This is a genomic window from Aquisalimonas asiatica (assembly GCF_900110585.1).
In the GTDB taxonomy this organism is placed as follows: domain Bacteria; phylum Pseudomonadota; class Gammaproteobacteria; order Nitrococcales; family Aquisalimonadaceae; genus Aquisalimonas; species Aquisalimonas asiatica.
In genome coordinates this window covers 819,619-832,517 of record NZ_FOEG01000001.1, presented here as the reverse complement: position 1 = coordinate 832,517, position 12,899 = coordinate 819,619, and the positions used below count along the sequence as shown (strand labels likewise).

Genomic DNA, 12,899 nt, shown 5'->3' with positions numbered 1-12,899 from the left:
GACCACCACGACGCGTAACGGGTGGCCGAGATGCGTCGTGTGCTCAGCGTTGCCCGCAACGGATTCTATTGACCTCCCTCCGCGAAACTGGCCGATGGCGTATGTAGAGGAATCCGCTGCGAGCAAGAATCCTTGGGGGAGAGGACGCGCGAAGAAGAAATCGAAGCTCACCCTTGAGCAGAGTGCGCTTGCGATCAAGCACGTCGAGATCAGCACGGCGGCGACGGAGGTCTGTCGCAAGGTGGGGATCTCCGAGGCCACGCTCTGCAACGGGCAGAAGAAGTTCGCCGGCCTGGGCGCGCCGGAGGTGCGTCGGCTCAAGCATTTTAAAGGCGAGACCCGGCGCCTCAAGGGCGTTGTCGCCGATCTCACCCTGGACAAGGAGATGCGCCAGGAGGTGCTGCGAAAAACTCTGAAGCCCGCCCGACGACGGGCTCTGGCGGGCTGGATGGTGGAGCGCTACCGCGTGAGCGTGCGGCTGGCGACTGCGCTCATGCGGCTGGCTTGAGCGTTGTACTACTACAAAGCACATCCCCGCGCCGAAGGGTGGCTGCGATCCATCGCGAGGCGAAGCCCGAGGTCACCGCAGTGAACCAGGCCTGGGCCGTGGACTTCGTCTCCGACGAGCTGTTCAAGGGGCGCCGAATCCGGGGCGTTAACTGTAGTCGATCATTTTAGTCGCGAAGCCCTTGGCATCGACGTCGACCGCGCCTGCGTGGCGAGGACGTTGTTGTCGCGATGGAGCGGCTCCGTCTGACGCGTGGCTGCCCGTAGCGCATTCACGTCGATAACGGCAGCGCGTTCATATCGCGTACGTTCGACAAGTGGGCGTAAGAGAACGGGGTTGGCTTGGACTTCTCAAGGCCCTGAAAAAAAGAATAATCCGTTCATCGAATCGTTCAACGGCAGCTTCCGGGACGAGTGCCTGAATGTTCACTGGTTTCTCAGCCTGGAAGACGCCCGAGAGAAGATCGAGGCTTGGCGGCGCGAATACAACTGTGATCGCCCGCACAGCTCCTTGGGAGATTGCACTCCGGAGGAGTTCCAACGAGACCACTCACAAGCCGGAATTCTCGACTTTTGACCGGTCAGATATCCGGGGGGACCTCAAAAGGCCAGTGGCTCCAGGAACTCACTGTCTACTTGGCGGGGAAGGCTACGGATAATCACCATGCATGATTTCGACTCCTATTCCGCCTCCGTGACGTGATACGCCGCCGCGTCCATGTCTTGCCGGCACTTCGGAGTCATTTGCCTGAAGGGATTTATAGAAGTGATCGAACAAATGTCCAATACATCCGGACGGGCGTTCTCGAGCGACTATAGCCATGCCCGTCAAACCGTCGATCCTCGCACCGAACACGCTCAATCGGGGCTTTACCGTTGAGCGCCCGGATCAGGCCGGGGTCACCGACATCACCTACCCGCGCACCTGGTAGGGCTGGCTGTACCCACCGAGATGGTGAAGGCGAACGTCCGGATCCGTCTTCCCTGGCGACGATATTCGCACCTTCCTTGTTTGTCAGTCGTGTTTATATAAAAAGCCGTATCTCTTTATAAACGAAGACGACAAGAAACTCGATTGATATCCAGAGAAACCAGGCTATATATCCCAAGGCAGTGACCCATAAAGGGGATAGGGCAGCAATGGCGGCAATTTTCCAGAAAAGGCCATCGATCACACTCAAAAAAATAAAGAAATAGAAAAGAAAAGAAGTGACTGCGATTGCCATTCCGAAGCACAAAAGGTATGCACCGAAGCCGAATCCATGCGCACTTTCTATGAATGACTGATACTCGTCACTTTGTTGGTTGAAAGTCGGGCGAGGTGGTGGTGCTGAGTCTTTTTTATTAGCCCACCCTTTGTTTCCGGTGGGCTCCTTGTGGGCAGGCTCAATATAGGGAACTTTTGCATTTGACTTTGACTGAGACTGCTCGTATTCCTCCAGTCCATCAGCGGATTGATGGCCCATAATGTAGGCGATATCGTCTTTGTCGAGTCTGCTTTCAAGAAGCTCTGAGCCGACATGATGGCGCATCGCCGCAAATGTTGGCTTGAACTTGCGACGGGCGACAAGGACTTCGGTCAATTCTCCCAGGCGCTTTTCGACGCCTTGAATATCGCTTGGTGAAGGTAGGTTTGGGAGCGCTTCCTTGGCCTGTCTCAACGGCTCGCCAATCAGTCGTATCCTCCGTGTGGAGGCATCTTCGGATTGATCATCGTGCGTTGGAATGACGATTTCATCACAGTCGGTGACTGTAATCTCTGGAATCTCAGATAACCTTGCGCCGGTTAACATGCACATGGTGACAGCAGCGTGCGCCTGCTTATCGTCATTGTCTTCGAGATGAGCCAGGATATTCTTGATGTCATGTTCGCGAATCAGTGTCAGCCAAGCGTGCTGATCCCAGTTAATTCCATCGCCGTTGGCAGTTTTTTGGTCATTTGATGACATAGCATAGAGTCCTGAGACTTCTTCTATTTCGACAAAGTCAATAAAAAATATAGGCTCTGTTCAACTTACAGGTTGATCGTCTGTCGTCCCATTGCCGAAGTGACAATTTCGTCCGCGTCGATGCCCTGATGTTTCCAGTTGGTTAACCGCACCCAGTCCAAGTAGTTCGGCAGATACTTCGTGGCAACGCTACGAAGGCGGTGGAGAATCCAGCTCTGGAGGCGGCCGTGGAGTTGTTTACGTTCTGTACATGGAAGCCGCCCTCGCAGATGTGGCCGCCGCAGCCTTGCCCGCCGCCATACCGGCGCGGCGCACGCGCCATCTTGCGCGAACCTTTCTGGGAGCGCCGGAAGTAGGTCTCGCCGACGTCCAGCAGGCCACAGCCTTTTTCAGGCTGGTGGTTGACCGCGTTTTCCAGAAAGCGGCGACGCCAGCGGAACGCGTTGTCGATGGTCACACCGAGTTCACGCGCCGTCGCCCGGATGGTCATCCCGCGCCGCATGCACTCGGCGTAAGCAGCGAACAGTTCCTTGCCGCGCAGCCGGGATAACGGCGTGCCGCTGGTGGCGTTCGATGTCTTTCCACAATCCCGGCACAGCCAGCGCTGAAGCCCGGGACGCCGACCATTGCGTACCACTCGCTGGCTGTCGCAGGCGGCGCACACAGGTGACCTCGCGGCTTCCGCGTCGCTGCCCTTGGGAGGCTTTGCCATGAATCGACCCTTGCGGTATTCCTTCTTCCAGCGTGACAGCATGAACGGGTGGATGCCTAGTCGTGCAGCCATGGCCTGGGGCTGGACGTCAGCTTGCAGCGCGAGCTCGACGGCCTCAACCTTGAACTTGTCAGCGCCGGTCCATCACCGATCACATGCCGGAGGTTGAAAGTCTCGTCGGAAGCAAGGCGTCGAACCTCCACATCCAGCCAGTCGGCTGCCGCGGCATTCGCGCTCAGAGTGAAGAAAACTGCCCAGACGGGCAGCGCCACCCAGAACTTCACCACACCCGAAAACGAGGACCGTTGCATCTGTCTTCCCGGTCAGTTCGTTCAGTCGTGCCGACGCCAACAACTGGCAAGCGCACCACAACACTGGACATCTTTCTTGGACTGTTTCGGAAAGCCTAGGAAGGGCTGATGGCGCCCCGGGCAGGATTCGAACCTGCGACCTACCGCTTAGGAGGCGGTTGCTCTATCCGACTGAGCTACCGGGGCTTGGGCTGCGCAGTATAGCGGAGGCGGGCGGCGGGCTGAACCCGCGGCCTTGTAGGCGGGTTCAGCCGGTGCGATCCATGGCCTGCTGCAGGCGCATCCCGGGCTGTTCCAGATCGGAGCGGCGCAGCTGTATCCCGCCGATTGCGGGGCGGGTCCACGTGTCCGGCAGGTAGGGGATGATGCCCCTGACCCGTCTCACCATCTCCTCTTCGCCCTCCCGGGGGGCGGCGGTGACGGCGGCACCGAGGGTGCTTGGCCCGACGCGCCCCACCCGGCTCCGCTGTCCCAGCTGGCGGATCAGTCGGTGGGCCACCTCGTTCAGGACGCGGGCGGATGGGCGCGGGTCGCGTTCCGACGCCAGGTTCACAACCCCAAGGAGCACAGCCTGGTTATCGGCGTCCAGGTCGCTGAGCATCGCCTGGAGGACGCGGCAGAAGCCATCGTGATCCGGGAGTCCGGTTTCCACGTCCAGGCCGGCACGCTCAAGCGCCAGGCGATCGGGGTGGGGCGGTGTCGGCGCCTCGGCGATGCGTTTCTCGAGTGTGCTGAATGGCGTTTCGTCCGGAGGCGGGGTGTCTTGATCGGGGGAGACCAGAATCAGGAGCACGGCGTCATGGCCGGCTGTCGGTATGCGGCGGATCCTGCAGGCGGGATAGCCGGCTTCCGCCGTTTCCGCAGCAACGATGGAATGCAGGCCGCTCTCGCTGAGATGACGTAGCGGCCCGGCGCGTTGCCGCAACACGGCACCCAGTTCACCCAGGTGCTGTGGTGCCAGGCTGACGGCGCGCCCGGGCCAGGGCATCTGGTAGATCAGCAGTCCCTGCCAGGGTGATGCCAGGTGCTGGAGCTCCTGAAACAGGGCCTGGTGGGTCTCGCTGAGCTTGCCGTTGCTGCTCGCGGGCGGTGTTAACGCTTCGCCCATCGGTCGCACCCGGGTGTTCGCTTTACGTTCGTTCAGGGTGCCACGGGGGTGGACGGCAGGCAAAGCCGGGTCCACCAAACCTGACACCGGTCACAAAACCGAACGAGGAAACCGAAACCCCGGGCGAAAAAAAACCCGCAACGCGAAGGCGGTGCGGGTTCGGGCCACTGGCGTGGCCTTGTCTGGTGGAGCCGAGCGGAATCGAACCGCTGACCTCGACAATGCGAATGTCGCGCTCTCCCAACTGAGCTACGGCCCCGAAAAACGGTGCTTAATATACCATCGCCTGGCGGCTGGACCAAGCCCGGGAAATCCGGCTTCCGCCCGTCGGCATTCCTGCCTACTATGCGGGTATGCGAATCAGCGTGATCATTCCGGTACTCGATGAGGCGGCGGGCATCGCCGACACACTGGCACCGTTGCAGCCGGCACGGGCAGCGGGGCACGAGATTGTCGTGGTGGACGGCGGCAGCAGCGATGGCACTCCGGAAATCGCCGCGCGGCTCGCGGATCGTGTGGTTGAGGGCCCGCGCGGTCGGGCGGCCCAGATGAATCGCGGTGCCGAGCTCGCTTCCGGTGATCTCTACTGGTTTCTCCATGCCGACACCCGCGCGCCGGACGGCGCGATCGAGGCCCTTGTCGACGCCTGCTCCGGCGGGCGCCGCGTCTGGGGGTTTTTCCAGGTCAGGCTCAGCGCACCAGGCGCCGCGTTCCGCGTCATCGGCACGGCCATGACCTGGCGTTCCCGGCTGACCGGCATCGCCACCGGCGACCAGGGGCTATTTGCCTCGCGGCGGCTTTTTGACGGTGTCGGCGGCTTCCCGTCGGTGCCGCTCATGGAGGATGTGGCGTTGTCCCAGGCCCTCCGTCAGCGCCAGCTGCCCGTGTGTCTGCCGCTGCAACTCCATACCTCGGCCCGTCGCTGGCAGGAGCACGGCATTGTGCGTACCGTGCTGTTGATGTGGCGTCTGCGGCTGGCCTACTTCCTGGGCGCCGATCCGGCCCGTCTGCATGAGCGCTATTACGGAGCGCAGCCCTGATGGCGGACTGGCTGTTCCCCGACGGGCGGCTGCTCCTGTTCGCCAGGGCGCCGGTGCGTGGTCGCGTGAAGACGCGCCTGCAGTCGACATGGGGACGCCGTGGTGCGCTCCGGATCTACCAGCAGTTGTTTCGTCAGACCCTGGGTGTTGCCGTCGCCAGTCGGGTCGCTCCGGTGGAGATCTGGTGCGCGCCGGGGTGCGGCCACCCCTGGGTGCGCGCCCGGGCGAGGGAAGCGGAGGCCCGCCTGCGCGCACAACCTGCGGGCGGGCTTGGCGAGCGGATGCAGGGTGCCTTCCGGGAAACACTCCGCAGGGCCCCTTACGCCGTGATCGTCGGTGCCGACTGCGCCGCGCTCGGTCCCGGCGCCATTCGCGCTGCATTCGAGCGCCTGGCGGCGGGTGATGATGCCGTATTCGTGCCGGCGCACGATGGCGGATACGCGCTGATCGGTCTGCGCGCAGTGGACCCTGCACTGTTCACGAATGTGCCCTGGGGGAGCAGTGCCGTCATGGGCGAGACAAACCGCCGACTGCGCCGCCTCGGGTGGCGCAGTACCCGGCTCGCGCCCGTCAGCGATGTGGATCACCCTGCTGACGTTCATCATCTGCGCCAGGCCGGCGTTCTGCGGATGTGGTGATTGTGAGCGGCCACGGCAGCCATTATCCTGAGCGCTCCGCTTGCCCGAGGGCGCCAATGGGATCTTGAGGACGCCGGATGTTTCTGGAACGCAACCCCCGCTTCGTCAGCCGTCTCACCCGGGACACCCTGGCCATGATTCTGGCCGGCGGGCGTGGTGGCCGCCTCGCCAACCTCACGGACTGGCGGACCAAACCGGCCGTGCCGTTCGGCGGCAAGTTTCGTCTCATCGACTTCCCCCTGTCGAACTGCATCAACTCCGGCATCCGCCGCATCCAGGTCCTGACCCAGTACAAGGCGCACTCGCTGATTCAGCACGTCCAGCGCGGCTGGGGGTTTCTGCGCGGGGAATTCGGCGAGTTCGTGGAGCTGGTGCCGGCCCAGCAGCGGCTGGATCGCCCCCTGTGGTACGCCGGCACCGCCGATGCTGTCTATCAGAGCCTGGATATTGTCAAGGCGCACAACCCGGAGTACGTCCTGGTGCTGGCCGGCGACCACGTCTACAAGATGGACTACGGCCCCATGATCGCGCGCCATGTGGAGTCCGGCGCGGACATGACCGTGGGCTGCGTCGAGACGCCGCTGGAGAAGGCGCGCGCGTTCGGCGTCATGAGCGTGGACGAGCACGGGCAGGTGCTGGCGTTCACCGAGAAGCCGGAAAGCCCCGAGCCGGTGCCGGGGGATGATGCCACGGCGCTGGTCTCCATGGGCATCTACGTGTTCAACCGCGACTTCCTCGAACAGGTCCTGCGCGAGGATGCCGAGAACCCCGCGTCCACCCGGGATTTCGGGCGGGACGTCATCCCCACTGCGATTCACGATGCGCGGGTCGTGGCCCATCCGTTCCGCGACCCCCAGACCGACCAGCAGCCCTACTGGCGTGACGTGGGCACGGTGGATGCCTTCTACGAGGCCAACCAGGAGCTGATCGGCTCGAGCCCGGAGCTGGACATCTACGACGAGAACTGGCCCATCTGGACCTACCAGGCGCAGCTGCCCCCTGCCAAGTTCACCACCGGCACGGTGGCCGGCGAGCAGGTGCCCGGCATGGCCGTGGACTCCATGGTCTCGGGCGGTGACATCATCAACGGTGCGGTGGTCCGTCACTCGCTGCTGTTCTCGCAGGTGGTGGTGGAGGCCAACTCCGTGGTCGAGGACTCCGTCATTCTTCCGGCGGTGAGTGTCGGCCGGAACTGCCGTATCCGCAACGCCGTGATCGACGAGGGCTGCCGCATCCCGGACGACACGGTCATCGGCCATTACCCCGAGCAGGATCGGCGCTACTATCACGTCTCGCCCCGGGGCATCGTGCTGGTCACGGCGGAGATGCTGGGGCAGGACGTCAACCACGTACGTTGAGCGGCTGCGGAGGAGCGCCATGCTTGGAGCGATCACCGGCGATGTCATCGGCTCCGTCTACGAGCACTGGCCCGTCAAGCGTACGGACTTTCCGCTGTTCCACCACGAATGCGCCTTTACCGACGACACCGTGCTGACCGTGGCCATTGCCGACGCGCTGCTGGATGACGAGTCCTACGCCTCGGCCATGCGCCGCTGGGCCAGGCGGTTTCCCACCCGCGGCTACGGGATCCGTTTCGCCCGCTGGTTCATGTCCGCCGACGCGGAGCCTTACAACAGCTTCGGCAACGGATCCGCCATGCGCGTGAGCCCGATTGCCTGGTGGTTCAGCGACGAGGCCACGGTGCTGGAGCAGGCCGAGCGCAGCGCCGCCTGCACCCATGACCACGAGGAGGGAGTGCGGGGAGCCCGTGCCACGGCACTCGCGATCTTCCTCGCGCGCACCGGCGCCACCCAGGATGAAATCCGCTCGCGCGTGGCGGAGGAGAGCGGGTATGCGCTGGACCGCTCCCTGGATGCGATCCGGCCCGAGTACGGATTCGACGTCACCTGCCAGGGGTCGGTGCCGGAGGCGCTGATCGCCTTTCTCGAGGCGGACAGTGTCGAGGGGGCGGTGCGCAACGCCATCTCCCTCGGTGGCGACGCCGACACCCAGGCCGCCATCGCCGGCTCCATCGCGGAAGCCGCCTGGGGTGTGCCGGACACCATGGCGCAGACCGTGCTGAAGAAACTCCCGGACGACATGAAGGATGTTATTGCGCGGTTCCGCGGGGAAGTGGCCCTGCGTGCCTGAGCCCGGGAACCGCGCCGGGTGACCGCCCCATGAGCAGCAAGCGCCCCGGCCAGCCTTCATTCCTCCAGCACCCGCTGACCCGTTACACCCTGCTGCAGGTGCCGGGGTGGCTCCTGCTCGGGTCCGTTCTCTATATCGTCCACAGCTGGGGCTGGCTCGGTGGCCAGAGCGTGTTCTGGGTGGCTCTGGTGTGGCTGATCAAGGACGTTGCGCTCTATCCGCTTTATCGTCCGGCTCTCATGCGGCCAGCCCAGCAGAATGTGGCAGAGAGTTTGCTTGGTGCTACCGGTACCGCACGAACCGACGTGGCCGAATCAGGCCTGGTGCTGGTTCGCGGCGAATTCTGGCGGGCCTGTAGTGCCGGGGCGGCAATTGCCGCCGGCAATCGTGTGCAGGTCTGCGGCGCTCGAGGGCGGGTGCTGGTGGTGTGCCCGGTGGAGACGCGCAGCCGGTGACCCCGTATCGGGGAGGTTTTGTGAAGTGGTTCACAAAAAAGTGTCTGGCAAGCCTAAAGTCCGGATCGATATGGCCGTTAACCCGTGTGAGCCGGCGGAACCGACTGCGGAGCTGCAAAGGAAAACCGGCTACGACACTATCGGGACAACGTAGGGGTTAAAACCATGTCTCAGATCATCAACACCAACATTGCGTCGATCAACGCACAGCGCAATCTGTCGAACTCCCAGAGTGATCTGGGCGTGTCGCTGGAGCGCCTGTCCTCCGGTCTGCGCATCAACAGCGCCGCTGACGATGCCGCCGGTCTTGCCATCTCCGAGCGGTTCACTGCTCAGATCACCGGTCTGAACCAGGCCAGCCGCAACGCCAGCGACGGCATCTCCTTCGCCCAGACCGCCGAAGGCGCCCTGGGTGAGGTCGGCAACTCGCTGCAGCGTATCCGCGAGCTGGCCGTGCAGTCCGCCAACGACACCAACTCCGCGGGCGACCGCGAAGCGCTGGACAACGAGGTGCAGGAGCTGATCTCGGAAGTCAACCGTATCGCCGAGTCCTCCGAGTTCAACGGCCAGAACATTCTGGACGGTTCCCTGGAAGAGCTGGTTTTCCAGGTGGGTGCGAACGCCAACCAGACCATCACCTCTGATGGCGTCGATGTCACTGGTGACAGCCTTGGCGCCCGCGTACTCGAGGGCATTGCCGTTGAGGACGCTGGGGACACCCTGGGTGATCTGGGCGAGGACGCCCTGACCATCAACGGTATTGATGTCGACGTCTCGGACGTGAGCAGCATCGCCGAAGTCGTGGGTCAGGTGAACCAGGTGGCCAACGAGTCCGGTGTGACCGCGCGTCAGGACTCCCAGACGCAGGCCGTGCTGGGCGACATCGGCGACACCGATGACGAGTCCATCACCATCAACGGCTCCACCATTAATATCGACGGCCTTGATGATGACGAAGTGGTGCAGGCCATTAATGACGCCTCTTCGCGCACCGGCGGCGTTCGCGCCTCGATGGGCGATGATGGTCTCGTGCTGACCAGCTCCTCCTCGTCCATCGACATTGAAGCGGCGGACGACGTGTTTGATGACGGCGACTTCAGCGACGGCGTGACCTTCGAGGCCGGCATCGTTCTGGAAGGCGATGTGGGTCGCGAGATCAACATCGGTGGCGACGATGACGCAGCCCAGGCGCTGTTCGGTGTTGACCAGGGCGACATCCCCGAGGGCGAGGACCGGACCCTGAACGACTCCGTCGACGTCCTCACCCGTGCGTCGGCGACGCAGACCATCGAGGTGATGGACTCCGCCCTCAACCAGGTGAACAGTGCTCGGAGTGAGCTCGGCGCGGTGCAGAGCCGCTTCGAGTCCACCATCGCCAACCTGGACGTGAGCTCCGAGAACCTGACCGCTGCCCGCAGCCGGATCCAGGACGCGGACTTCGCCGAAGAGACTGCAGCCCTGACCCGTGGTCAGATCCTGCAGCAGGCCGGCACCTCGGTGCTGTCCCAGGCCAACCAGATCCCGCAGAACACGCTGTCTCTGCTGCAGTAAGGGATTCGTTGGCAGTCCGGTTCCCGGGGCGGTTCGCCCCGGGAATCGCTGATAGGCGCCTCACGAGGTGAGCCGTCAGGAGAACAACAATGAGTGAGTCAATCGGATTTGTACCGTCGGTCTCCAGCGCTGGCAGCAGCAGTGGCGGGAGCGATCCCACGGTAACCCGTACAAGCGTGGAAAAGGCAGGTGATCGACAGGGGCGGCCGCTGGAGCAGGCTGTCCGCGCGATCGAGAACAAGGTACAGGCCGGGGATCCGGCCTCCAGAAATGAAGTCCAGGGCGCGATCAACCAGATCAACGAAGCGGTGCAGCTGGTGCGTACCGATCTGGAGTTCAGCGTCGATGATGATACCGGCAGGGCCGTGGTGAAAGTCCTCGAGTCCCGGTCGGACGAGGTCATACGGCAGATTCCCGCTGAAGAGATTCTCACCATTGCTGAGAATATCGAGGAAATGCGGGGCATTCTGTTCGACGACCAGGCCTGAACCGTCGGTCCGGAGTGGCCGCCGACAAGCAGTGCAAGGGGATGAGCAATGTCTTCAGTAAGCTCGCTGGGTGTAGGATCCGGTCTCGACATTCGCCAGATCGTGGACGATCTGGTGGCTGCCGAGCGGGCACCGGCCGAAAACCGGATTGACCGCCAGGAAGAGCGGCTCGAGACGGAGATTTCTGCGTTCGGCAAGGTGCAGAGCCTGATGGGGGATTTCCAGTCCACTGTGGCCGAGCTCCAGGATCCGGACAGCTTCGTCAGCCGCGATACCTCCTCCAGCAGCGAGGCGGTCGGCATCTCCGCCGGCGACAACGCCGAGGACGGCTCCTGGGAGGTCGATGTTCAGCAGCTTGCCCGGGCACAACGGTCTGTGCTGAGTGTCGACAACATCGAAGAGCGGGATGAACCCCTTGGCACAGGCGAGATCACCATCTCGTCCGGTGACCGGGTCAGCACGATCACCATCGATGAAGACAACCAGACGCTTGAAGGCATCCGCGACGCCATCAACGGGTCCACCGCCGGGGTGTCGGCGTCCATCATCAACGATGGCAACGGCCAGCGGCTGGTGCTCAATGGCCAGGACGAGGGCGCGGACAGCGCCTTCACCATGGATGTGGAAGGTGATCTCGCCGCGGTGCTGGATCCGGACGGTGACGGCGCTCTGGACGAGTTGCAGGCGGCCCAGGATGCCGAGTTCACCGTCGACGGGCTGACCATGACCCGGTCCAGCAATGAGGTGGATGACGTCCTGGATGACATCACGCTTGATCTGGAATCCGTCACCGACAGCCCCGCCACCGTGAGCGTCACCACCGACAGTGCCGGCATCCAGTCCCAGGTGGAGAGTTTCGTCGAGGCATTCAACACGTTCCAGGGCGGCATCGCGGAACTGACCGATTACGATCGGGAGACGGAAGAGGCGGGGCCGCTGAATGGCGAGTCCTCCGTGACCGGTATCGTCTCCCAGCTCAGGAGCGCCATCACCGAGCCGGTGGAGGCCCTGGAGGGCCGTGCGGTGCGCTCCATGGCGGATATCGGCATCCTGACCACGCGCAGTGGCTCTCTGGAGCTGGACGCGTCGCGTCTGGATGACGCCGTGCGGGAGGACCCGGAAGCGGTGACCGCGTTGTTTGCCGAGACGGGGATTGTCGACGGCGAAGGTTTCGAGTTTGACGGTGCCGGATCTGCCTCGGAGGCCGGGCGGTATCCGGTCAACGTGACCGAGCCGGCGACCCGGGGTGAGGTGGCTTTCAGCGGTGACGGCTTCGACCTGTCCGGCGGGGACAACGATATCCGCGTGGAGATCGACGGCGTGCGCTCGGGCCTGCTCAGTCTCCCTGCCGAGGAATTCGATTCCGGAAGCGATCTAGCCCGCGCGCTGCAGGCCGCCATCAATGGCGATGACCAGCTCAATGACGCCGGCGTTGGGGTCACCGTCGGCTTCGATGAGGACACCGGCGAGTTCACCATGGCGTCCGAGGCGTTCGGCTCTGCCTCAACGGTGGAAATCGCCGAAGCAGGAGCGACGCTCCAGGAGCAGCTGGGTCTTGCCGTCGGCATGACCGGCGAAGGCCAGGATGTTGCCGGCACCATCGGCGGGATTGAGGCCGAGGGCTCGGGGCGGACGCTGACCGGGAGCATGGGAGTTGCCGATGGGTTGAGTGTTCAGGTGGATGAAGGGGAGGTAGGCGACCTTGGCGTGCTCACCTTCTCCACCGGTCTGATGTCCGACCTGGACAACCGCATCAACGCGCTGATCGGGCCTGAGGGCAGTCTTACCTCGCGCGAGAGCTCGCTGAATAACCGGTTGTCGGACCTGGAAGACGATCGCGCGCGACTGGATCAGCGCATGTCGCGCGTGGAAGACCGCTACATTCAGCAGTTCACGGCCATGGACCGCATGGTTGCAGAGCTGCAGCAGACCAGTGAATTTCTCAGCCAGCAGCTGCCGGGCGGCGGCATGAGTGGCGTTTCCCTCTAA

The 12,899-nt window shown here is 63.3% G+C and carries 11 protein-coding genes, 2 tRNA genes and 2 pseudogenes; 9 read left to right on the top strand and 6 right to left on the bottom strand.

Annotated features, from left to right (window positions below; translation table 11 throughout):
• Positions 1-94 precede the first annotated feature (94 nt).
• Positions 95-1,084 (top strand): annotated as a pseudogene (locus BMZ02_RS03915) (IS3 family transposase).
• A 448-nt stretch (positions 1,085-1,532) separates the two neighbouring features.
• Here BMZ02_RS03915 and BMZ02_RS03910 read toward each other — a convergent pair.
• From BMZ02_RS03910 to BMZ02_RS03890, 6 genes and pseudogenes are all read right to left on the bottom strand, one after another.
• Complete coding sequence (locus BMZ02_RS03910) at positions 1,533-2,456, bottom strand: site-specific integrase (protein ID WP_091640074.1); 924 nt, start codon at positions 2,454-2,456, stop codon at positions 1,533-1,535.
• Positions 2,457-2,598: 142 nt separating this feature from the next.
• The gene (locus tag BMZ02_RS03905; protein ID WP_425425067.1) at positions 2,599-3,168 is read right to left on the bottom strand and encodes an IS1/IS1595 family N-terminal zinc-binding domain-containing protein; all 570 of its coding nucleotides are present in this window, start codon (positions 3,166-3,168) and stop codon (positions 2,599-2,601) included.
• A gap of 15 nt (positions 3,169-3,183) precedes the next feature.
• A pseudogene (locus tag BMZ02_RS19340) lies at positions 3,184-3,288 on the bottom strand (transposase); the annotation flags it as partial.
• A gap of 300 nt (positions 3,289-3,588) precedes the next feature.
• A tRNA-Arg gene (locus BMZ02_RS03900) sits at positions 3,589-3,665 on the bottom strand.
• A gap of 61 nt (positions 3,666-3,726) precedes the next feature.
• Positions 3,727-4,587 (bottom strand): hypothetical protein, encoded by an 861-nt coding sequence (locus tag BMZ02_RS03895; protein ID WP_091640070.1) that lies wholly within the window; start codon positions 4,585-4,587, stop codon positions 3,727-3,729.
• A gap of 183 nt (positions 4,588-4,770) precedes the next feature.
• Positions 4,771-4,846: transfer RNA gene (locus BMZ02_RS03890), tRNA-Ala, on the bottom strand.
• Positions 4,847-4,940: 94 nt separating this feature from the next.
• Here BMZ02_RS03890 and BMZ02_RS03885 point away from each other — a divergent pair.
• The 8 genes from BMZ02_RS03885 to fliD all read left to right on the top strand — a co-directional run bounded on the left by BMZ02_RS03885 (position 4,941) and on the right by fliD (position 12,899).
• A complete protein-coding gene (locus BMZ02_RS03885) occupies positions 4,941-5,627 on the top strand; it encodes a TIGR04283 family arsenosugar biosynthesis glycosyltransferase (RefSeq protein ID WP_091640068.1) in 687 nt (228 codons plus the stop codon).
• Positions 5,627-6,265 (top strand): TIGR04282 family arsenosugar biosynthesis glycosyltransferase, encoded by a 639-nt coding sequence (locus tag BMZ02_RS03880; RefSeq protein WP_091640067.1) that lies wholly within the window; start codon positions 5,627-5,629, stop codon positions 6,263-6,265. The genes BMZ02_RS03885 and BMZ02_RS03880 overlap by 1 nt, the downstream gene beginning before the upstream one ends.
• A 77-nt stretch (positions 6,266-6,342) precedes the next feature.
• The gene (gene glgC, locus BMZ02_RS03875) at positions 6,343-7,623 is read left to right on the top strand and encodes a glucose-1-phosphate adenylyltransferase (protein ID WP_091640065.1); all 1,281 of its coding nucleotides are present in this window, start codon (positions 6,343-6,345) and stop codon (positions 7,621-7,623) included.
• Between the two features lie 19 nt (positions 7,624-7,642).
• Positions 7,643-8,416, top strand: coding sequence for an ADP-ribosylglycohydrolase family protein (locus BMZ02_RS03870; protein WP_091640064.1), 774 nt, complete (start codon positions 7,643-7,645; stop codon positions 8,414-8,416).
• A gap of 29 nt (positions 8,417-8,445) precedes the next feature.
• Positions 8,446-8,871: an NfeD family protein gene (locus BMZ02_RS03865; protein ID WP_091640062.1), complete on the top strand. Its 426-nt coding sequence runs from the start codon at positions 8,446-8,448 to the stop codon at positions 8,869-8,871.
• 165 nt (positions 8,872-9,036) lie between these two features.
• Entirely contained in the window at positions 9,037-10,422 is a 1,386-nt protein-coding gene (locus tag BMZ02_RS03860; protein WP_091640060.1) for a flagellin N-terminal helical domain-containing protein, read from the top strand.
• Between the two features lie 89 nt (positions 10,423-10,511).
• Positions 10,512-10,910, top strand: a complete 399-nt coding sequence (locus tag BMZ02_RS03855) for a flagellar protein FlaG (protein ID WP_091640059.1) — start codon at positions 10,512-10,514, stop codon at positions 10,908-10,910.
• A gap of 48 nt (positions 10,911-10,958) precedes the next feature.
• Positions 10,959-12,899: a flagellar filament capping protein FliD gene (fliD, locus tag BMZ02_RS03850; protein WP_091640057.1), complete on the top strand. Its 1,941-nt coding sequence runs from the start codon at positions 10,959-10,961 to the stop codon at positions 12,897-12,899.